The organism is Pseudoalteromonas sp. GCY, from assembly GCF_016695175.1.
Classification (GTDB): Bacteria; Pseudomonadota; Gammaproteobacteria; order Enterobacterales; family Alteromonadaceae; genus Pseudoalteromonas.
Genome location: NZ_CP068023.1, coordinates 3762563 through 3784853, shown reverse-complemented (window position 1 = coordinate 3784853; position 22291 = coordinate 3762563). Strand labels below are relative to the sequence as shown.

22 protein-coding genes are annotated in these 22291 nt (G+C 44.2%); 9 read left to right on the top strand and 13 right to left on the bottom strand.

What is annotated here, in order from left to right; translation table 11 throughout:
• Positions 1-43: 43 nt before the first annotated feature.
• Genes JJQ94_RS22425 through tldD form a run of 8 tightly spaced genes read left to right on the top strand, consistent with a single transcriptional unit; the run spans position 44 to position 10630 of the window.
• A complete protein-coding gene (locus tag JJQ94_RS22425) occupies positions 44-1087 on the top strand; it encodes a rod shape-determining protein (RefSeq protein WP_010376642.1) in 1044 nt (347 codons plus the stop codon).
• A complete protein-coding gene (gene mreC, locus JJQ94_RS22420) occupies positions 1087-1929 on the top strand; it encodes a rod shape-determining protein MreC (protein ID WP_010376644.1) in 843 nt (280 codons plus the stop codon). The genes JJQ94_RS22425 and mreC overlap by 1 nt, the downstream gene beginning before the upstream one ends.
• Entirely contained in the window at positions 1922-2401 is a 480-nt protein-coding gene (gene mreD / locus JJQ94_RS22415; RefSeq protein ID WP_010376646.1) for a rod shape-determining protein MreD, read from the top strand. The genes mreC and mreD overlap by 8 nt, the downstream gene beginning before the upstream one ends.
• A complete protein-coding gene (locus JJQ94_RS22410; RefSeq protein WP_099030715.1) occupies positions 2401-2967 on the top strand; it encodes a Maf family protein in 567 nt (188 codons plus the stop codon). The genes mreD and JJQ94_RS22410 overlap by 1 nt, the downstream gene beginning before the upstream one ends.
• Positions 2968-2970: 3 nt before the next feature.
• Positions 2971-4443 carry a ribonuclease G gene (gene rng / locus JJQ94_RS22405; RefSeq protein ID WP_010376650.1) on the top strand — a complete coding sequence of 491 codons (1473 nt, stop codon included), beginning with the start codon at positions 2971-2973 and terminating at the stop codon, positions 4441-4443.
• A gap of 13 nt (positions 4444-4456) precedes the next feature.
• Positions 4457-8386 (top strand): YhdP family protein, encoded by a 3930-nt coding sequence (locus tag JJQ94_RS22400; protein WP_099030716.1) that lies wholly within the window; start codon positions 4457-4459, stop codon positions 8384-8386.
• Positions 8379-9194: a carbon-nitrogen hydrolase family protein gene (locus JJQ94_RS22395; protein ID WP_099030717.1), complete on the top strand. Its 816-nt coding sequence runs from the start codon at positions 8379-8381 to the stop codon at positions 9192-9194. The genes JJQ94_RS22400 and JJQ94_RS22395 overlap by 8 nt, the downstream gene beginning before the upstream one ends.
• On the top strand, positions 9191-10630 hold the full coding sequence (tldD, locus tag JJQ94_RS22390) for a metalloprotease TldD (RefSeq protein WP_099030718.1): 1440 nt from the start codon (positions 9191-9193) through the stop codon (positions 10628-10630). The genes JJQ94_RS22395 and tldD overlap by 4 nt, the downstream gene beginning before the upstream one ends.
• 77 nt (positions 10631-10707) lie before the next feature.
• On the opposite strand, the gene yjgA is transcribed toward tldD, so the two are convergent.
• Positions 10708-11226 (bottom strand): ribosome biogenesis factor YjgA, encoded by a 519-nt coding sequence (yjgA, locus tag JJQ94_RS22385; RefSeq protein ID WP_010605940.1) that lies wholly within the window; start codon positions 11224-11226, stop codon positions 10708-10710.
• Positions 11227-11362: 136 nt separating this feature from the next.
• Here yjgA and pmbA point away from each other — a divergent pair, with 136 nt between their 5' ends.
• Positions 11363-12712: a metalloprotease PmbA gene (pmbA, locus tag JJQ94_RS22380; protein WP_099030719.1), complete on the top strand. Its 1350-nt coding sequence runs from the start codon at positions 11363-11365 to the stop codon at positions 12710-12712.
• Positions 12713-12779: 67 nt separating this feature from the next.
• On the opposite strand, the gene mgtE is transcribed toward pmbA, so the two are convergent.
• The 12 genes from mgtE to JJQ94_RS22320 all read right to left on the bottom strand — a co-directional run bounded on the left by mgtE (position 12780) and on the right by JJQ94_RS22320 (position 22249).
• Positions 12780-14138, bottom strand: a complete 1359-nt coding sequence (gene mgtE, locus JJQ94_RS22375) for a magnesium transporter (protein WP_088531979.1) — start codon at positions 14136-14138, stop codon at positions 12780-12782.
• A 359-nt stretch (positions 14139-14497) separates the two neighbouring features.
• A complete protein-coding gene (locus JJQ94_RS22370) occupies positions 14498-14767 on the bottom strand; it encodes an HPr family phosphocarrier protein (RefSeq protein WP_099030720.1) in 270 nt (89 codons plus the stop codon).
• Positions 14768-15634, bottom strand: a complete 867-nt coding sequence (rapZ, locus tag JJQ94_RS22365; RefSeq protein WP_010605937.1) for an RNase adapter RapZ — start codon at positions 15632-15634, stop codon at positions 14768-14770. It abuts the gene before it with no gap.
• Complete coding sequence (ptsN, locus tag JJQ94_RS22360) at positions 15627-16085, bottom strand: PTS IIA-like nitrogen regulatory protein PtsN (RefSeq protein WP_099030721.1); 459 nt, start codon at positions 16083-16085, stop codon at positions 15627-15629. The genes rapZ and ptsN overlap by 8 nt, the downstream gene beginning before the upstream one ends.
• A gap of 1 nt (position 16086) precedes the next feature.
• The gene (hpf, locus tag JJQ94_RS22355; RefSeq protein WP_010376661.1) at positions 16087-16374 is read right to left on the bottom strand and encodes a ribosome hibernation promoting factor; all 288 of its coding nucleotides are present in this window, start codon (positions 16372-16374) and stop codon (positions 16087-16089) included.
• A gap of 29 nt (positions 16375-16403) precedes the next feature.
• A complete protein-coding gene (locus JJQ94_RS22350; protein WP_099030722.1) occupies positions 16404-17903 on the bottom strand; it encodes an RNA polymerase factor sigma-54 in 1500 nt (499 codons plus the stop codon).
• A 46-nt stretch (positions 17904-17949) separates the two neighbouring features.
• Positions 17950-18675 carry an LPS export ABC transporter ATP-binding protein gene (gene lptB, locus JJQ94_RS22345; protein WP_010376664.1) on the bottom strand — a complete coding sequence of 242 codons (726 nt, stop codon included), beginning with the start codon at positions 18673-18675 and terminating at the stop codon, positions 17950-17952.
• Positions 18672-19217, bottom strand: a complete 546-nt coding sequence (lptA, locus tag JJQ94_RS22340) for a lipopolysaccharide transport periplasmic protein LptA (protein WP_099030723.1) — start codon at positions 19215-19217, stop codon at positions 18672-18674. The genes lptB and lptA overlap by 4 nt, the downstream gene beginning before the upstream one ends.
• Positions 19207-19761 carry an LPS export ABC transporter periplasmic protein LptC gene (lptC, locus tag JJQ94_RS22335; protein WP_099030724.1) on the bottom strand — a complete coding sequence of 185 codons (555 nt, stop codon included), beginning with the start codon at positions 19759-19761 and terminating at the stop codon, positions 19207-19209. Before lptC ends, lptA begins: the two co-directional genes overlap by 11 nt.
• Positions 19758-20309, bottom strand: a complete 552-nt coding sequence (gene kdsC, locus JJQ94_RS22330; RefSeq protein WP_099030725.1) for a 3-deoxy-manno-octulosonate-8-phosphatase KdsC — start codon at positions 20307-20309, stop codon at positions 19758-19760. Before kdsC ends, lptC begins: the two co-directional genes overlap by 4 nt.
• Entirely contained in the window at positions 20309-21280 is a 972-nt protein-coding gene (locus tag JJQ94_RS22325) for a KpsF/GutQ family sugar-phosphate isomerase (RefSeq protein ID WP_099030726.1), read from the bottom strand. Before JJQ94_RS22325 ends, kdsC begins: the two co-directional genes overlap by 1 nt.
• A 9-nt stretch (positions 21281-21289) precedes the next feature.
• Positions 21290-22249, bottom strand: a complete 960-nt coding sequence (locus tag JJQ94_RS22320) for a calcium/sodium antiporter (RefSeq protein ID WP_010376669.1) — start codon at positions 22247-22249, stop codon at positions 21290-21292.
• Between the last annotated feature and the right edge of the window lie 42 nt (positions 22250-22291).

Below are 22291 nucleotides of genomic sequence, written 5' to 3'. Positions count from 1 at the left end.
ATGCTGCTTTGTTTGACAGAATTCTGAAAGGTCACCCAGCCTCATGTTTAAAAAATTACGCGGATTATTTTCTAACGATCTCTCTATCGATTTAGGGACGGCAAACACACTTATTTATGTAAAAGAAGAAGGCATCGTACTGAATGAGCCATCGGTGGTGGCGATTCGTCAGGAGCGAGCTGGTGGCCCAAAAAGCGTTGCATCAGTGGGTACTGCGGCTAAGCAAATGCTAGGTCGAACGCCGGGTAACATCAAAGCTATTCGCCCGATGAAAGATGGGGTGATTGCAGACTTCTATGTAACAGAAAAAATGTTACAGCACTTTATTAAACAGGTGCACAATAATAACTTTATGCGTCCAAGCCCTCGTGTACTCATTTGCGTACCTTGTGGTGCAACGCAAGTTGAAAAGCGCGCAATCCGTGAATCCGCAATGGGTGCCGGTGCGCGTGAAGTGTACTTAATTGAAGAGCCAATGGCAGCTGCAATTGGTGCTGGTCTACCAGTATCTGAAGCAACGGGTTCAATGGTTGTTGATATAGGTGGTGGTACGACGGAAGTGGCGATTATCTCACTAAATGGTGTTGTTTATTCGTCTTCAGTACGTATCGGTGGTGATAAGTTTGATGAAGCGATTATTAACTATGTACGTCGCAACTTCGGAAGCCTAATTGGTGAAGCGACGGCTGAGCATATCAAACATGAAATTGGCTCTGCTTTTAAGAGCGAAACGCCGATTGAGATTGAGGTTCGCGGCCGTAACTTAGCTGAAGGGGTACCGCGCTCTTTCACACTCAACTCACATGAAATCTTAGAAGCGTTACAAGAACCTTTGATGGGGATTGTAAGTGCAGTAATGGTTGCGCTAGAGCAGTCGCCACCGGAGCTTGCCTCTGATATTTCTGCCCACGGCATGGTATTAACAGGTGGTGGCGCATTACTCAAAGACTTAGACCGTTTGTTGATGGAAGAAACTGGTATTCCAGTGGTGGTTGCCGATGATCCATTAACTTGTGTGGCAAGAGGTGGTGGTAAAGCGTTAGAGATGATAGACATGCACGGTGGTGACGTATTTAGTTACGACTGATGAATTTATTATTTGGCCGAACCGTTCCTTTACAACTGCGACTTACTGTCGCAGTTGTGCTTAGTATTATTCTGATCATTGGTGACCGCTACACGGTTGGTGGGACTATGGTGCGAACCAGTTTAAACACTTTGGTCAGTCCGCTACTGTACGTCGCTAACATTCCCTATGAAGCGTTCAACTTGGGCCTGAAAAGTCTCAATACCAGAGAAAAGCTGCAACAAGAAAACCAAGCACTCAGAGAAAAACAATTAATACAGAGTGAGCAATTACAGCAACTTCAGTTTTTGCAAAAAGAAAATCAAGAATTGCGCGCCTTATTAGGTGCTTCGGCTAGGGAAACCAATCAACGTTTAATATCTCAAGTCTTATCTGTTCATTCGAACCCTTATAGTCATCAGGTGGTGATTAATCGCGGCACTATTGATGGGATCAGCGAAGGGCAGGCTGTTATTGACGAAATGGGCATTGTTGGACAGCTAACTCAAGTCGGTACAACGACCTCAAGAGTGCTGCTTATGACAGATACCACCCATGCGACACCGGTCAGAATATTGCGTAATGACGTTCGCACTGTGGTTGAGGGGACGGGTAAAATCAATAATGTTCGCCTTGCTCATGTACCGCATAGCATGGATATTCGCATTGGTGATGTGTTGGTCACTTCCGGGCTTGGTGGTACTTTCCCTGAAGGCTATCCGGTGGCTGTAGTTACTGAAATAGACAGAGACGAAGGCCTACCGTTTGCACAAGTACAGGCAGAGCCGATTGCACAACTAGATCGCATTCGCTTACTCGTGGTGTTAGGTAAACGTAGCCAAGAGGCAATTAATCATGAGTAAACATAGCAACTTATTGATTGCATTGAGTGTCTTTGTTGCGTTAATCATGGCGCTTATGCCATTACCATTCTCACTTGAGCCATTTCGTCCTGACTGGGTATTATTGGTGCTGATGTACTGGTCTTTGGCCGTTCCTCACCGTGTGAATATTGGTTGGGCTTGGATGACTGGCCTGATAATAGATTTAGCGATGGGCGCGCCACTCGGAGTGAACTCGTTGACCTATTCCATTTGTATTTATATTACCGCCAGCAACTTTCAGAAAATTCGTAATTTCTCCATCTGGCAGCAAGCAGTGCTGATCGGGCTATTTCTCGCGCTCTATCATTTGTTACAATTTTGGCTTAATCATTTCTTGCTCGATATCTACTTTAACCCGCATTATCTGTGGCCTGCGGTTACGGGCATGGTGTGTTGGCTGTGGATATTCCCACTGCTGAGAAAATATCGTAGACAGTTTAGGATCAGATAATGTCTATTTCTTTATATTTAGCTTCGGCTTCTCCGCGTCGCAAAGCGCTACTTTCTCAGCTGGGCTATTCGTTCGAGCAATTTAGTGTTGATGCTGATGAAAGTCCGCTAGACGATGAAAGCGCATTACAGCTTGTAGAGCGTTTAGCGTGTTTAAAAGCGCAATCAGGTGTGGCGCTAGGGTATACCGATAAGCCGGTTCTTGGCAGTGACACTGTGGTTGTCATTGACGGAGAAGCGCTTGGTAAGCCTCGTGATAAAGCGGATTTCAAAGCGATGATGCAGCGCCTTTCTGGTCATACGCATCAGGTGATGACGGCGATTGCACTTGCAGATACAAGCAAAGTACTGAGCGATGTGATTGTGACCAATGTGACCTTTAAAACGCTCAGCGAAACTGAAATTGATGCCTACTGGGACACCAACGAGCCACAAGATAAAGCGGGTGGCTACGGGATCCAAGGCTTAGGTGGACGCTTTGTAACTGAGATCCAAGGTAGCTATTTTGCAGTTGTCGGCTTACCTTTATATGAGACAGACGAATTAATTCAACGGTTTTTAAAATAAAATATGAGTAGCGAACTACTAATCAATGTCACCCCAAGTGAAAGTCGCGTAGCCTTAATCGAAAATGGGGTGCTGCAAGAAGTTCAAGTTGAACGGATCGGTAACCTAGGCATCGTTGGTAATATTTATCTTGGCAAAGTAAGCCGAGTCCTTCCTGGTATGCAGGCTGCTTTTGTGGACATCGGCTTGGAAAAAGCGGCGTTTCTACATGCGTCAGATATCGTGAACAGCGCTTCCATCGAAGAGGGGGTGGCAGAGTCCCCAGTTAAGAAAGTGCAGGATATTCGTGAGCTGGTTAAACAAGGTCAGTTCATTATGGTACAAGTAGTCAAAGATCCGCTTGGCACAAAAGGCGCTAGACTGACTACGGATATCACTATTCCCTCACGCTATTTGGTGTTTATGCCAGATGCGACTCACGTGGGAGTGAGTCAGCGTATTGAAACCGAACAAGAGCGCGACCGATTAAAAGAAATCGTTGCACAATATAATGACGAAAACGGTGGTTTTATCGTTCGTACCGCTGCCGAAGGTGCTTCCGAAGCCGAGTTACAGCATGATGCGGAGTTTTTGAAAAAGCTTTGGCAAAAAATTGTGACTCGCCGCCGTAAAACGAGCAAAGCAAAAATTTTGCACGAGGATCTTACCTTAGCATTTCGCACCTTGCGTGATTATGTTGGTGAGGACATGGAGCGTATCCGTGTTGACTCAAAGTTAACCTACCAAGAACTAAAGCTTTTCACTGAAGAGTTTGTTCCCCAACTCGCAAGTGCACTTGAGTATTACCCAGGTGAGCGCCCCATTTTTGACTTGTTTGATGTTGAAACTGAGATCCAAAAAGCACTACATCGAAAGGTTGAGTTAAAGTCAGGCGGCTACCTTATCATTGACCAAACGGAAGCAATGACAACGGTTGATGTTAATACTGGCGCGTTTGTTGGCCATCGTAATCTCGAAGAGACGATTTTTAATACCAATGTTGAAGCGACGTCAGCAATTGCGAGGCAACTAAGGTTACGAAACCTTGGTGGTATCATTATTATCGACTTTATTGACATGGTATCTGACGAGCACAAACGCCGAGTATTGCACTCTTTAGAAACTGCGTTGTCTAAAGACCGAGCGAAAGCCAATATCAATGGACTCTCTGCACTTGGTCTTGTAGAAATGACCCGCAAGCGCACGCGTGAGAGCCTAGAACATATTCTTTGTGATGTGTGTCCATCTTGCTCAGGTCGTGGTTCATTAAAAACGGTCGAAACCGTTTGCTATGAGATCCTACGGGAAATCGTACGTGTGAATCGTGCTTATGATGCCGACAAGTTTATGGTTTATGCCTCGCCAGCGGTGAGCGAAGCCTTGATCAACGACGAGTATCATAATTTAGCAGAGCTTGAATTATTTATTGGTAAGCAGGTTAGCATTCAGACTGAGAGCTTATATAGCCAAGAGCAGTTTGACGTAGTAATGATGTAAAGGGTAGCGGTACATGCAGGCTAAGGCCGTCTGTTTTTTCTGCCTGCGTAAAGCGTGGCAAATCTTTGCGATCACTTTAGTGACACTCGCGGTGCTGGTGTCTGCGCTGAAGTACGCCTTGCCCTATGCAAATGATTATAGAAGTAACATCGAAGCGCTGATCCAAAAGCAACTGAATGTTGATATTAGTATTGGCCAGATCAGTGCGAGTTGGGAGGGCAATGGGCCCGCTCTGGTGTTGGAATCGCTCTCTTTTAAAGATAATAAAGACTCGCCAATTTCCATTAATATCGCCAAAACCTCATTGCAGCTCAATGTATTTGAGTCTGTACGACAAATGCAGATCGCATCTAACTATTTTGTACTGGAAGGGTTTGAAGCCGATATAGATCTGAGTAAGTTAAACGCGGCTCAAGATCAAGGTGCTTTTGAGCAGCAAGCATTAATTGAAAGCCTTTTCTTAGGTGATGTTGGGCATTTTGCGGTGCAAAACAGTCGTCTAAATATCACCTTTTCTAGTGGTAAGACTCACAGTTTACTATTGAAAGATTTAGTGTGGCAAAACTCTAACGCATTACATGAAGGTGCGGGAGAAATTGCATTACCTGGGTTTTCTCAAGGCCAGTTTAACGCTCGTCTTTCTTTGTCAGGGCGAAAGCTACGTGAATTGGCGGGGAATATCTATGTATCTGCGGATAAGGTTAATCCGGTCGATTGGCTAGAAGAGCTTATCACCTTAGCGCACCCAGATCTTAAAGCGGACATCAATGCTCAGTTATGGTTAGGTTTCGAGCAAGGTACATTGCAAGATATCACAGTGGATATCAAGCCCAGTTTGTTGACTTGGCAAGAAGATGAAAATCAGCGCACGTTAGCATTAGATGATGCTCAATTTCTATTAAAGCCAGACCAGCAGGGTTGGTGGGTGCAAAGTAGTGGTATCCAGTTTAGTCGCAATCAAGAAGCGCTTGCTCCTATTTTATTTGAAGCGAAATGGCATAAAGATAACAAGACCTTTTGGTTAAAGGATATGAACGCCAACTTTTTAGCTGAGTTAGCACAACTTGCTAAATTCCCTGGGCGAGATTTGCTTTATGGCATGAATCCCAATGGCCAACTGAGCGCAGCGAAATTCAGCCTAGGTACTAATAATGCTTTTGCGGCATGGGGAGTTATTGAAGAGATAGCTTTTGAGCCATTTCATGGGATCCCGGGAATTTATGGTACCAGGTTAGAAGTGAGTGCGACTGATGAGCAAGTTAGGCTCAATTTAAGTGCTGAACAAACTGAGTTGCTATCAAAAGAGACCTTCAAAGATAATATTAAGCTCCAGCAGCTCAGTGGTGATGTCTATATTCGCAATCAACAAGCGCAAGGCTGGCAAGTTACCAGTCCCAACTTTTGGCTTAGCAATCAAGATGTAGCGTTAGCCACAGAATTTTCCTTGCAGTTATCAGATGACCCTCGGCTTGATTTATATGCGGAATTACTCGGTGGGCGTGGTGAAATCGCTTCACAGTACTTTCCTGTCAGTATTATGCGTAAAAGCTTAGTCGATTATTTAGAAGCAGGGATCCAAGGGGGTCAGCACTTGCAGACTCAAGTCTTATTGAGTGGGGCGCTTTCACAATTTCCATTCGCTGATAAGCAAGGTCAGTTTGAAGTTAAATCACGTTTGAATGAGGTTACTTTTGGTTTTGCGCCGGATTGGCCTAGCGTTACTTCAGGTGATGTCACACTACACTTCGAAAACGAAAGAATGGATATCTACGCACACCGTGGGGAACTTGTTAATCAAAGTATTGATGAGGGTGTCATTGTGAGTATTGCGGATTTAAATCACGCTGATGTGCTGACTGTTGATATTAATCACACCACAGAAGCGAGCACGTTACAGCCTTTCTTTGCGGCAACACCGCTCGCAGATCCGCTCGCGAATATATTAGATATTGTTCAAGGTAAAGGTGATGCAAAAGGGGATGTGCAATTGGCCGTCGACCTGCACTCAGGTGCCGTACATGCTAAAGGTGACATCTACCTAGACAACAACCCTGTTTTCTTGGCAAAGCCTGGGATGCAATTACAGCAAGTGAAAGGTGTGGTTAGCTTCGATGATGACACTATCAAAGTGAATAATTTGTCTGCTAAGTGGTTGGACATGCCCTTGTCGCTGGACTTATCCGGAAGCGGAGATAAGCAAAATTATCAAGTCACGACCAAGATCAGTCTTGAAGCTGGGATTGAGCAACTGCAACCGCACGCAAATGGAATTATTGACGGCTACTTAGAAGGCAATAGCGTGCTGAGCACTGAGCTTATCCTTAATTTTGCCGATGCAGGATTTAACTATAAAGCCAAATTTGCTAGTGATTTACGGGGCATGACAAGTCATTTACCCGATCAATTCGCTAAACCCGCTGATCAAGCTAAACTGCTAAGCGGCACGGTATTAGGGGATGATATTTCGAATCTTGTTACGGCAAGCCTAGATAATCAATTGTATTTTAATGGCATCATTGAAAATGGATCCGGTGCGATGCGTAATGCTCACCTGATAATTGGCCGTAAAGATGAAGGCTTAAATGCATCCGGTTTTGATATCACAATCAAACAACAAGAAGTCGAGCTGCTGCCTTGGTTCCCACTGATCAATCGTATTATCAAAGCGCCAAGTTCAGGTTCCGACCCTGCATTTCTACCAGCACTGAATCAGGTGAATGGCTCTTTTTCAAAAGTAACCTTCTCAGAGATCCCTTTCCATGATGTTGACTTTACTATGGCTGAGATTGACGGCGCGATGCAGCTTAAAATCAATAGTAAAGAAATGCGCTCACAAGTGGCTATTCCAGCATCAAACTCAAGCCGGCCCATTCACATTAATAGTGATTATTTACGTCTAAATTTACCTAAGTCAGAGCCGCAAGCGCAAGAGACAGTGGAAAGAGACATTCACTCGTTAGATTGGTTGTTGAGCTTACCTGCAACCGAATTTGTGTGCAGTGACTGTAAAGTCGGTGAATATCAGTTAGATCAGGTCAATATGTCGTTGTTTGGAGATGGTAATAGACTCAATATCTCAGAGTTAGTGATTGACAAAAAAGACCATAAACTCAATGCCAGTGGCCGCTTTGAGCAAGGTAAAACGATGCTAAGTGGCGCGTTAAACAGCGATGATTTTGGTGAACTAACGGATGAGTTTGATATTACTTCGACTATTAAAGACTCCCGCGCCAACATTGATTTTGCTCTTAATTGGCAAGGTGCGCCATACGAAATGGATTTACCTAGCCTAGGAGGCGAGTTGACTTGGCGCTTAGGTGAGGGTCATTTGGCAGAAATAAGTGATAAAGGGGCACGTGTATTTTCGCTACTGAGTTTGGACTCTTTGATCAGAAAGCTACGCTTGGACTTTAGAGATGTGTTTTCTAAAGGTTTTTTCTATAACAGTATGAGTGGTTCGGTACAACTAACGAATGGTATTGCGATCACTGAAGATTCGAAGCTTGATGGCGTGCCAGCTGATCTAACGATACGTGGCTATGCCGACCTCAATACTCACGAAATTAATTATGATTTGGCCGTCGCACCACAAGTCACGTCGAGTTTACCTGTGATTATGGCATGGGCGGTGAACCCTGTTACGGGGTTAGCTGCACTGGCATTAGACAAGGTTATCCACTCCGCGCGAGTGATCTCTGAGATTAATTTTAAAATCACCGGAACGATGCAAGAGCCAGTGGTTACCGAGGTTGATCGTAAGAGTAAAGAAATTGAGTTACCTAAACCGGTTGTGCCTCCTAGTGAAGAAGCGAGGCCAGATGGAGCTGATGAGAATACAAGTAAAGAAGAACCAGCATTGAATTCAGAATCACATCCAAGTGCTACACTTAAGCAAAGTGAGCAACCTCTTGTATCGCAAAATAAGGAAAGTGGTAATGGCTAAGGTGATTGCATTGCCAATGTGCTCGGCTAAAGCACCCCAAACAAATATAGATTACCTTAAAAACCAGCTGGCTAAGTTAGTGGTTGAAGAGCCAACCTTAGTCTGTTTGCCTGAAACTTGGCTGGCGTTTTGCGACAATGCTCAACAGACTTGGGAATACGCGCAGCATAATGAAGCTCTGCTTGGAGAGCTGTCAGCGCTTTGTCAACAACATAATATTTGGTTGGCGGCAGGTACCATCGCGATACCAAGTCAGAACGATAAATATCTGGCTGCGAGTTACTTATTTAATTCGAATGGCGAAATCGTAGCACGCTATAATAAGATCCATCTGTTTGACGCCGATGTGAGTGACAAAACTAAACAATACCGAGAGTCTGAGCGAACAGAGCCTGGACAGGATGTCGTGGTAGTGGATAGTCCATTTGGCAGAATTGGATTAAGCGTGTGTTATGATCTGCGCTTTCCCGGTTTGTTCCAAATGATGAGAGCAGGGGGTGCTGAGCTATTTTTAGTCCCGAGTGCTTTTACCTGTGCAACGGGTAAGGCACATTGGCAGCCATTATTACAGGCGAGGGCGATAGAAAACCAATGCTATGTAGTTGCAGCCGCGCAAGTAGGTTGTCATGAAAATGGCCGAGAAACCTATGGACATAGTTTAATTGTATCGCCTTGGGGTGAAGTCTTAATTGACTCTGGTGCGAGTTTAGAACCCATTTCACAGCAGCTAGATAGCGCGTTTCTTGATTCGATCCGGCAAAAAATGCCGGTTGCGGATCATAACCGATTTAAAAGTGAGTTTTTATGAGTAATGTAGAGCAGAATTTACTGACCAATAGCCAGCTGACACGTGAGCAATTATCACAAACTCTCGAGTATATTCATCAGCACAAAGTAAATTATGCCGATCTGTACTTTCAATCAAGCTACCACGAAACTTGGGTGCTGGAAGACGGCATAGTCAAAGACGGCAGCTACAACATCGAACGTGGTGTTGGTGTGCGTGCAGTGAGTGGTGAGAAGACTGGCTTTAGTTATTCTGATGCCATCAATATTGAAGCGTTAACCAAAGCAGCAGAAGCTGCGCGTAGCATTGCGCAAGCTGGCGAAAGCAGTAAAGTCCAAGTATTTAGCGATGTAAAAGCACCCATTCAATTTCAACCAGCACAGCCAATTACCAGCATGAGTGATGCGGATAAAGTGGCTTTACTTAGAGAGATTGAACAGTGCATTCGCGATTTAGCACCTGAGGCGCAGCAAGTGGTAAGTTCGCTGTCGGCGGTATATGAAGAAGTGTTAATTGCCGCAAGCGACGGCACATTTGCAACCGACATTCGCCCGTTAATACGTTTAAATTGCTCGGTACTACTTGAGAAAAATGGTCGCAGAGAGCGTGGCAGTGCCGGTGGTGGTGCGCGTTTAGACTATGGTTACTTTAAAGAGTTAGTAGACGGTGCACCGAGATGGATGCAGTTTGCCAAAGAAGCTGTGCGCCAAGCACGCGTGAATCTAGAAGCCATTGATGCTCCAGCAGGTGCGATGCCTGTGGTGCTCGGTTCTGGTTGGCCGGGCGTTTTGTTACACGAAGCCGTTGGACATGGTCTAGAAGGTGATTTTAACCGTAAAGGTGCCTCTGCATTCAGTGGCAAAATAGGTGAACAAGTCGCTTCGAGTCTTTGTACTGTGGTGGATGATGGTACGATAGCCGACCGTCGCGGCTCTTTGAATGTGGACGATGAAGGTACACCTGCGGCATACAACGTACTGATTGAAAATGGTATTTTGAAAGGCTATATGCAAGACAAGCAAAACGCAAGCTTAATGGGCGTGGCCCCTACGGGTAATGCGCGTCGTGAGTCTTATGCCCATTTACCGATGCCGAGAATGACAAATACCTACATGCTTGCGGGTGAGCACAGTCAAGAAGAGATCATTCGTAGCGTAGATAAAGGTATTTTTGCTAGTAACTTTGGCGGTGGTCAAGTGGATATTACCTCCGGCAAATTTGTATTCTCAGCGTCTGAAGCCTACTTAATTGAGAATGGTAAGATAACCCAACCAATTAAAGGCGCAACGCTTATTGGCAATGGCCCAGAGGTGATGAAAAAGGTCTCTATGGTAGGCAATGACCTTGCGCTTGATAGAGGCGTTGGAGTATGCGGTAAAGATGGTCAAAGCGTCCCGGTGGGAGTGGGTCAACCGAGTTTGAAGATTGACGAAATTACTGTCGGTGGTACAGCGTAATACTACCTACGATAACTATTAATAAGCAAAAAGGCGCATCAGCGCCTTTTTGTATTGTGTCAGATCACAACATAGCGTTACGGCATAATTGCTTCTTTTAAATACTGGAACAGCTCTTTGTAGGCTTTGCCTGGCTTCTCAGCTTTTACTTCTTTACTTGCTTGGCGAGCCATCTGGCGCATTTTTTGACGCTCAAGTTCAGGATACTTATCCAATAGCTCATTAATCTTGCTATCTCCCTTGGCAATCACTTCATCGCGAATAAGTTCAATCTTATTGAGCAATACGTCTGCTTTATTGTTCTTATTTAGCATCAAATCCATCGCAGCCTGAATATCTTCGACATTCGGAGTACTACGCAATGTCTTCGCAATGTAGTTCATATGACGACGGTAAGCATCTGTTTTAGCGCGGATCCTATCCGCAACAGTCATGGCCTCTTTAAGCTCGTCCGTTAGAGGTAACTTCTCACGCTGCTTCTTGCCAAGCCCAGCAATTTCACAGCCAAGTTCATGCAACTCTAGCGCTTCGCGCTTAAGCTCGCTTTTTGAAACGTAAATAATCTCTTCTTCGGTCGTTTGCTCGTGTTTAGCCATTGGTCTTGTCTATACTAGTAAATATTAAGGTCTCTAACATTAGAGTATACCACAATTGATCACTACAATAGTTAGTAGCTGTGATAGCATATTAACTAATATGTTTTAGTTAGACGAGCGAGCGGATAAGGTATCTATGACTCAACCTCAACAACACCCTATATATAATCAAATTGATGATGTGAAAAATGCAGTTGCCGATGTGTTAGCGCATGCTAAAAAACTAGGTGCAACCTCGGCAGAAGCAGCGATGTCTAGTACCTCAGGTCTGTCTGTAAGTACACGAATGGGAGAAGTTGAAACCATTGAGTTTAATCAAGATGGTGGTCTTGGTATCAGCGTTTATGTGGGTAATCATAAAGGCTCAGCATCAACAGCGGATCTGAGTCCTGAAGCCCTGCGCTCAGTGGTTGAAAAAGCCGTAGATATTGCTCGATTTACCTCGGATGACCCCTGTAATGGTGTGGCGGATAAAGCCTTGCTAGAGATGTCACCTGCAGATTTAGACCTTTTCCATCCTTGGCAAGTTTCTCCCGATGAAGCCATTGAGCAATGTATTGCTGCGGAAAAAGCCGCGTTAGAATTCGATCCTCGAATCGTGAATTCAGATGGCGCGAGCTTATCGAGCCACCAAGGGATCCGTGTATATGGCAATAGCCATGGCTTAATAGCAGGGTTCCCACGTACCAGACACAGCCTGAGCACCATGGTGATTGGTAAAGAAGGTGAGCAAATGCAACGGGACTCTGCATATGCCTTATCTCGCGTACACACAGAGCTAAAATCCCCTGAAGAAGTTGGTTTAGAAGCGGCGCAATCTACGCTGGCAAAATTAGGCAGTCGCAAGGTATCAACACGTAAAGTGCCTATTATTTTTCGAGCGGATATCGCGAACAGCTTATTTGGGCACTTAGTATCAGGTATCGGTGGCGGCGCGCTATATCGTAAGTCTAGCTTCTTATTGGATTCTTTAGACACACAGATTTTTAATCGCTGCGTAAACATTGAAGAGAAGCCACATTTACTTAGAGGGCTTGCTTCTAGTCCTTTCGATAGCGAAGGTGTAAAAACCATCGACCGTGAAATTATCACAGATGGCGTGCTTAATACTTATTTATTGGCAAGCTATGCCGCACGCAGAATGAATATGCAAGCGACAGGTCATGCAGGTGGGATCCATAACTGGCTGGTAAAACCAACGCACGACGATTTAACCAGCCTGCTTGCTACAATGGGTACTGGCTTGTTAGTCACTGAACTAATGGGACAAGGTGTTAATACGGTAACCGGTGATTACTCTCGGGGGGCTGCTGGTTTTTGGGTTGAAAATGGGGAACTTCAATATCCGGTGAGTGAAATTACGATCGCTGGCAATTTAAAAGATATGTTTATGGGGATTGAAGGGATTGGCGGTGATATTGAATGCCGCGGTGCAGTACAAACCGGCTCCATACTACTCAATACTATGCAAATAGCGGGCGAATAACTCGTTCCCTCAGTTCAAGAAATGCTGGTTGTGACCAGCATTTCCCGCCATTTCGACACTGTTACTGCTACACTAATAACCAAGTTGCGGTGCCAAGGAATGCAAAGATCCCGACGATATCAGTAACCGTTGTTAGTACCACACTACCAGCTAGTGCTGGGTCGATATTCATTTTCTTTAGCATAATTGGAATACTTGCACCCGCGATACCTGCTGCGACTAAGTTCATAAACATCGCGAAAGCAATAACTGCACCGAGTGTAAAATCCCATTGCCATACAGCAATAACTCCAGCGATCAATACTGACCACAGCACGCCGTTTAAGGCGCCGATCGCCAGTTCTTTACCCATTAAAAACTTTTGGTTAGTCTGGTTAATATGACCAAGGGCAATACCACGAATCACTAAGGTTAGCGTTTGGCTACCGGCAACGCCACCCATACTTGGTACTATGCCATTTAACACCGCGAGAATAGGTAAAATATCCAGAGTTCCTTCGAAGAAGCTTGCAACAAACGCTGCCATCAAGGCGGTTAGCAGGTTAATCCCAAGCCAAATAGAGCGGCGCTGGCTACTTTTTAGAACTGGCGCAAAGGTATCTTCTTCATCTTCAAGACCTGCCATACTTAATAAACTGTGCTCAGCATCTTCACGGATGACGTCAACAACGTCATCAATGGTGACACGACCAAGTAAATGGGCGTTATCGTCAACTACAGGAGCTGAGATCCAGTTATGACGCTCAAAAAGCTGCGCTACTTCAGACTCATCCATGGAGATAGGGATCGTTTCCTTATCTTCATCCATCAAGTCTCGAACCATACTGTCAGGAGACTTAGTTAATAAGGTATTGACAGGCAGCGTGCCTAAAAAGCAGTTGTCTTTATCAACTACATACAACTCGTCCGTACCGTCTGGCAATTCGCCTTTAAGACGTAGATATCTAAATACAACTTCTAAGGTAACATCGGGTCGAATGGTGACCGTGTCGGTGCTCATCAGCGCACCGGCAGAGTGTTCCTTGTATGACAATGCTTGTGTCGCACGTTCTCTATCTTGGCTATCCATCGCACCGATAACGTCTTGGTAGACGGTATCAGGTAGGCTTCTCAGGACATCACCAAGGTCGTCGTCGTCCATGTCTTCTGTAGCGGCAGCAATTAGCTCCGGCTCCATCTGGGCGATGATCCCAAGTCTTACATCCTCTGACAGTTCCTCTAAGACATCCCCTTGGATATCTGGGTCAACGAGCTGCCACAGCATAGAGCGAACTTTATGAGGGGATGATTCTAAAAGCAGTGCTGTGTCACAAGGTGCTGTTTCTGCGAGCATACGCCTAACTTGAACAAACTGACCACTGTTTAAGGCTTTAGTTACCTTTTGGAGTTGTTCCAGTGTGTAGTCTTGTTCAAATACTTCAGGCATAGGCATCCTTTTTGATAATAATGGTGGCTAACGTGATTAAGTTAACCCAATTTATTTATTTTATCGCAGAAATCAATTTCTTAATTTGAATTTTATTCGTGTTGTTTCTGCTGGTGGGTTGTTATCGTTAATACACGTTAAAGGTGTACGCAACGATAAAGTAGGATTTTCTCGGCAACTCGCTTTACTGCACGAAAGAAACCTAAGTTGGTATTACAGTGTAACTCAGTTTATTGGGAACTACCAAGGTTTACGCTTAATTATGAGAGACTTATTAGACCAGTCTGGTTACGGAGGGGGAGATTAGCAGGGAATAAATGAATCAGGCCTTAGTGCTATTTTGGTGATTACAGTCCAAGTTACTCGGATTCATTAAATTTATTTTCTATTAGTCCACCAATGGCGTCTAGTGCATACTGAGCATCAGGACCTTCGCAGACAACTCGCACCTCTTTTCCCTGACTGCTTTCAAGTAACAACAGTGCTAGTACGCTGTCAGCAGCAGCACTTTTGTCTCCTTGATATAAGGTCACTTCAGCATCAAATTGGGTCGCTAACTGAGCAAGAACTGTCGCCGCTCGAGCGTGCAGACCGAGTTTGTTCTGGATTAAAAACGTATTTTCTAACATTTACCCCTCTTGCTCACGGTGACGAATTTTGACGTTAGGATGGGTTTTAGCAAAACGCTCACCAATGGTTTGCGCTAAGTATACTGAGCGATGCTGTCCACCAGTACATCCTATTGCGATCGTTAGATAGCTGCGATTGTTTCGCTCTAAGTGTGGTAACCAAGTTTGTACAAAGGTTTGGATCTGCCAAGTAAACTTTTGCACGATGCTGTGACTCGACAAATAGTCTTTGACTGGCTGATCTAGGCCCGTTAGCGGCTTAAGCTCAGGCTCCCAATGTGGATTGGGTAAAAAGCGCGCATCAAAAACGTAATCCGCTTGTTTTGGGATGCCGTGTTTAAAGCCGAAAGATTCAAAAGTTATAATGAGTTGTTTGTCTTTTTTACCTAAGATTTTTTCGCGGATATCTTCTGCAAGTTGATGAACGCTCAGGCCTGTAGTATCAATGAGAAAATCAGCGCGAGTGATCAACACGTCTAACAATTCCCGTTCTTTCTTTATCGCAACGTCTAATGGAAGATTATGCAGTGAAAGAGGGTGCAAACGGCGAGTTTCTGAGAAGCGTTTTATCAGGGTTTGATCGTCACTGTCTAAATAAAACAGGGTAGGTTTGGCGAAGCCGGGTAAGTATTCAAGAATGTCATTAAACTCGTCCTGTTCTTTAGGCAAGTTTCTAACATCAATGCTCACTGCAATTTTATTATAGTTGTCTGAAACACTGCGGACTAAAGACGGCAGCAAATTGACTGGAATGTTATCTACACAATAGTAGCCTAAGTCTTCCAATACTCGAAGCGCTACAGATTTACCAGAGCCTGAGCGGCCACTGATAATGATAAGCTCGAGTCCTTTTTCTTCATCACTCATCAAGTTCACCTTGGATCACTGCATATAACTCATCGTCACTTTTTGCTTGCCTAAGCATTTTGCAAAAAGACTTGTCTTTGAGTGTATCAGCAATCGCCGCTAAGGTCTTCAGGTGCTGTCGATTATCACCTTCGGGTACGATGAACGCGACAAAAATATCGACAGGCTGCTTATCTATGGCTTCAAACTGGATCCCTTGCTCGCTGACAAGTACCATTGCAAGGATTTTATCCAAACCTTCAAGTCGACCATGGGGAATGGCAATGCCTTTACCGATCCCTGTGCTGCCTAATTTCTCTCGCGCCATTAAGGCGTCCAAGATAGCATGCTGACTGGTATTTGGAATTTGGCTATGAGCCAGTTCGCTGATGTATTCTAAAATACGTTTTTTGCTATTAAAAAGGACCGCAGCTTTACTGCAGTCCTTGTTCACTAATTCACTTAATTTCATCTTAGTGTCGAGTAAGCTTCTCTTTGTGTTTAATAACTTGACGATCTAGCTTGTCGATAAGGCCATCAATTGCGGCATACATATCTTGATGCTCTGTTGATGCAAATAGCTCGCCGCCGTTTACGTGTAATGTTGCTTCTGCTTTTTGTACTAGCTTCTCGACATCAAGGATCACATGCACATTATTGATATGATCAAAGTGCCTTTCTAGCTTCGCAAACTTGTTGGTGACATAGTCTCTTAATGAGTCAGTAATTTCTACATGGCGACCAGTTAGATTTAGTTGCATAAGCATTTTTCCTTCTTGGGTTTTACGTCTTATATCAAGCTTTTACGCTGATTTGACGGTGGAATGGCTAGGGATTCACGATATTTTGCAATCGTGCGTCTCGCTACCTTAATTCCTTGCTCAGCTAAGATATCTGCAATTTTGCTGTCACTCAATGGCTTAGCGGTATTTTCTGCAGCTACCAGCTTTTTGATAAGTGCTCTAATTGCTGTAGAGGAGCACTCACCTCCATTTTCTGTACTTACATGGCTAGAGAAGAAATACTTCAGCTCAAATATTCCCCGAGGTGTATGCATGTATTTTTGTGTTGTCACACGGGAAATTGTGGACTCATGCATCTCAACCATTTCAGCAACATCATTTAGCACCATAGGGCGCATTGCTTCGGGGCCATGTTCAAAGAATGCCTGTTGTTGTTGCACAATGCAATTGGTAACTTTTAATAAAGTATCATTTCGGCTTTCTAAGCTTTTAATAAACCACTTTGCTTCTTGTAAATGTGAGCGAATAAACTGACTATCCGTACTGGATTTCGCCGTTCTAGACATCGCAGCATAATGGTCATTTACTCTTATTTTAGGCATAGCATCAGGATTTAGCTCTACGACCCAACGACCTTTTACTTTTTTCACCGATACATCAGGGATCACATATTCAGGCTCTTCATGAATAATGCTTGCAGCTGGTTTTGGGTTAAGGCTATGAATTAACGTCATGACCTCTTTGAGATCGGCTTCTTTAAGGCGCGTTTTCTTTGCCAAAGTTCGATAGTCACGGCTGGCAAGCAAGTCGATATGCTCTGTCAGGATCATTTTCGTTTCGGCAATCCATGGCGTATCTGGGGCGAATTGATTTAGCTGAATACACAAGCATTCTTGTAAACTACGCGCTGCGATACCGACAGGGTCGAAAAGCTGAATACGTTTGAGCACGGCTTCGACTTCATCCAGCTCAATAGGCTCTTCGCTACTTTCATCATTAATGCTTTCTAAAATGTCTTCGCAAGACAGTGTTAAAATGCCTGACAGGTCGACCGCTTCAATAATCGCAATCGCAATAGCTCTATCTGTTGGACTAAATGGCGTCAGCTCAAGTTGCCACATGAGATAGTCGTGGAGAGATTCAGAGGTTTCCCCTTGATAAACATTATCGTCATCGGGAAGTGGGCCTGAGCTTGCAGCGGGTGCTGCACTCATATACTCGTCCCAAGTGACATCCATGGCAAGGTCATCGCTCACAGTGTCTTTGCTCATGGCGGTATCTGAGTCTATCTCATAGTCACTAACCTGCGCTTCATCGCCTGAATCTTGATTGTCGTCAGCACTGCTCTTTTCTTGACTATGTTGGTCAGCGTTTTCGCCGTCAGTATTATCACCTTCTTCCACTTCTAACAATGGATTGCTGTCTAATGCTTCTTGTATTTCTTGTTGCAGATCCAATGTACTAAGCTGCAGCAAGCGAATGGCTTGTTGCAGCTGTGGAGTCATTGTAAGTTGCTGCCCCATGCGCAGCTGTAATGATTGCCTCATGTATCTCTAACAATCCTTTTTAACAGTTATTAATACTACGTCTTAACTATAGCTTGAATTGTTCGCCTAGGTAGACATCTCTTACGGTTTGATCTGCCAAAACATGTTCTGGCGTGCCTGCAGCGATTAACTCACCGTGTGAAACGATGTAGGCTTTTTCACATACGTCCAGTGTTTCTCTAACATTATGATCGGTGATAAGCACACCGATACCGCGGTTTTTTAGGTGCTCTATGATTGTCTTTATATCTAACACCGAAATAGGATCAACACCAGCAAAAGGTTCATCTAACAAGATAAACTTAGGATTAGCGGCTAAAGCGCGAGCGATTTCTACGCGTCTTCTTTCGCCTCCCGACAATGCCATGCCCTGTGAGTCGCGAATGTGTTGAATATTAAACTCATCCAGTAACTCGTTGAGTTCAGCTTCTCTTTCAACTTTAGATAAGTCTTTTCGAGTTTCTAAAATCGCCATCAAATTTTGATAGACCGTGAGTTTTCTAAAGATTGAAGACTCTTGCGGTAGATAGCCAATACCAAGTCGCGCGCGGCTGTGCATCGGTAGCAAAGTGATATCTTCGTCATCAATCTGAATAAAACCTTTGTCGCTTGGTACTAACCCTACAATCATATAAAAGGTGGTAGTTTTACCTGCGCCATTTGGGCCCAATAAGCCTACAATGCTGCCAGCTTGAACACTTAAGCCAACATTTTTGACGACCTGACGGCCTTTATAACTCTTTGCTAAACCAGTTGCTTTGAGCTCGCTCATTGATTGTTACCTTCTTCCTGCGCTTTTTTATCTTTTGCGTCTTTTTTGTCATCTACAGGAACAAGGATGGTTCTTACACGGGAATCTTCTTGGTCTGAGCGCTCAGCACTGATCAATTGCTTTTCAATGTCATAGGTGATGACTTGTGCATTGATTTTTTGCCCAGTTTGATTGATTTCCGCATCGCCAGAAATGACTAAGGTGCCTTTCGCAACGTCGTAACGAATTTCTTTTGCTTTGGCTTCTAGCAAATTACCATCAGGTTGACGTTCACTGAAAATAGCAGGGCTGCCAGTTGCAACAAGCAGTTGCTTGTTAGTACCAAGCTCCGCGCGTCGGTGGACTTCTAGGCGATCGGCATTTATTTTTCTGTTGCCATGAATAATAACAACATTCTGTTCAAAAATACCGATGTTGCTTTGCAGTTGAGCTTGCTGACGGCCAGCATCAATAATGACTTCATTTTGTTCTGCAGCAACTGCTAGAGTAGAACTTGCAAGCAAGCCTATGAAAACTAGTTTGTTAATGATTTTACTGGTCATAATAAATTGTCTTTGTGTGGTTGATGAGCTCGATCACTTGCTTTTGTAGATCCGCATGCAGTCCTTTACCTGTGATCCTAAGACTAGGACCCGTGATAACGACAGGGTGTTCCGATTTCATCAATTTTTGCTTAATTTCAACTCTTACATTATCGGCATTGATATCGGTGATCATGGCGTTAGGCGTTAAATTCTTTGCCAGCACATTGCCTTCTAATATCAAGGTATTGTTTTCGTACAGTGTTGCTTCTAATGCACTTATTTGCCAATTCTGTTCACCGTTATATAAGGTGAAAATGGGCTTTTCAAAGTGACTAAAGCCAAGATCTTGATACAACTCCATCTTATCAGCAGTTACCTGATAGTTTAATAAGCCATTTTCACTATAGGTCGTTTGCTGAAGCGTGGTTGCAACATAATCGGGCTTAGCTAACGGTTCATCTTCTTTTGCTGGATCCGCCTCTGATGGATTAAACATGGGCGACCACATCCATACCATTAAAGAAGCGAAAACAATGAGTAAGATGACACGCAATACGGTCATGTACTTGATCCTTTGGAAGTCAGTAAGTGATTTTGGCTGAGCATTAGAAGATCAGTCAATTCTCTCACAGCACCAAAACCACCAGGCATCAAGGTCGTGTAATGGGCGATATGTTTAACAAGAGGATGTGCATCATTGACGGCAACGGCAAAACCGACTCGTTCCATTACGGGTAGGTCTGGACCGTCATCACCAATATATGCAATTTCGTCATCACTAAGGTTGAGCTTAGTCTTCAGTTCATCATATGCCACTAACTTGTTTTCTTGGCCTTGGTAAATGTAAGTTACATTTAAACTAGTCATGCGTTGCTGAACTATTTGTGAATGCCTACCTGTGATAACGGCGACTTCGATACCACTATCAATCAAGGCCTTAATACCAAACCCATCTTTGGTATTAAATGCTTTCAGTTCTTCACCATTATTACCAAGGTATATACGGCCATCTGAGAATACGCCATCAATATCGCAAATCAATAATTTGATTTGTTTCGCTTTTTCCCAAGCTTCAGTTGAAATCGTCTGATATAAATCTTCAAATTGCATTACAGCACCCCCGCTCTAAGTAAATCTTGCGTATTCAAGGCGCCAACCGGTATGTTGTTTTCGTTTACCACAATCAAGCCATTAATTCGTTTGGTTTCCATGATATTGAGTACCTCTGCTGCGAGCATATCGGCGCGTGCTGTCGTACTTTTAGCCGTCATAACTTGCGTGATTGGGGTGGTGTGAATATCGACCTTTTGTTCAATAATACGGCGCAAGTCGCCATCGGTAAAAATACCTTGTAATTGCGAGCTTTCATCTACGATTGCCGTCATACCTAAACTTTTAGTTGACATTTCAAATAAAGCTTCTTTAACTGTGCAATGACTATTGACCATAGGGATTGCATCCCCTTGATGCATGACATCAGCAACGGTTAGTAGTAGACGCCTTCCCAAACTACCACCGGGGTGGGAAAGTGCAAAATCATCAGCCGTAAAGCCTCTGGCTTCAAGTAGCGCAACCGCGAGCGCATCACCCATCACTAGCGTTGCTGTGGTGCTGGCCGTGGGTGCAAGTCCTAGTGGGCACGCTTCTTTTGATACTTTGACACAAAGATGGACCGTTGCATTACGAGCCATTGTAGAGCTCGGGTTGCCCGTCATAGAGATTACCGGGGCACCTAAACGCTTAATCACAGGCAGGATAGAGATCACCTCTTGGGTTTCCCCTGAGTTGGAGATCATCAAAACCACATCATCTTTGGTGATCATACCCAAGTCGCCGTGACTTGCTTCTCCTGGATGAACAAAAAATGCTGGGCTGCCAGTACTTGCGAGTGTCGCTGCGATTTTGTTACCGATGTGGCCGGACTTACCCATGCCAATCACGATGATGCGACCTTGACAGCCAAACATAATTTCACAGGCTTTTACAAATTGCTGATCAACAAACTGTTGCACTTCTTCTATTGCTGCAAGTTCGGTAGCAAAAACTTGATTTGCAGAATCAATAAATGGGTTCGTTGTCACAAGGCTTCCTTAAATGATGTAGTAAATATAACCGACGAAGCTTGCGACAAGTATGCCACCTTCCAAGCGGTTGATGCGGCGCTGACCTGTTAAGCTGAGGCTCATTAGGATAAGCAGCAGTGTCGCGCCAAGCATAATAAATATATCACGTGACGCAATATTGGCGTCGAGGACGGATGGGTTAATGATCCCAGCAATTGATAGCACTGCCAATATATTAAAGATGTTCGAACCAATAATATTGCCAAGCGCTAGATCGTCCTCCTTCTTTAGTACGCCAGCAACACAAGCTGCAAGCTCGGGTAAACTAGTACCAACGGCGATAATGGTTAATCCTATTAGCAGGTCACTCATGCCAAAATATTTGGCGATATCAACCGCAGCGCCAACGAGATAGTCCGCGCTAATGGGCAGTAAAATCATACCCACGATTAACCAGAAAACGGCTTTTTGAGTTGGAATATTATTTGGTACTTCTTCACAGGCTTCACTTACAAATGGGTCATCATTATCTCCACCACCACGCTTGGTGATAATGATAAGTGCAAGAAGAAAAGCGGCGAAACCGACTAATAATAAAACACCTTCTACGAAACTAAAGTGGTTATCACTAACGATGTACCAAGCTGCCAATGAAACGATGACTAACAGCGGCATTTCGCGGCGCAAAATACCAGAGCCAACGGAGAGTGGCCTTAATAACGCGGTGAGACCCAAAACGAGTAAGATATTGGCGATGTTAGAACCTATGGCATTGCCCACGGCGGTGTCTGTTTTATCTGCAAGAGCGGCTTGCGCAGCAACCATCATTTCTGGTGCTGAAGAACCCATGGCCACGATAGTTAAACCAACAATTAATGTTGGCACACCAAAGTTTCGTGCAAGAGCGGCCGCACCAAAAACAAAGCGATCAGCACTCCAAACCAGTGCAATAAAGCCAAGAATGAGAATAACAAACGATAAAACCATGAACCTCTAGCCAATAGGATTAAAATTTCGATAGATACTACC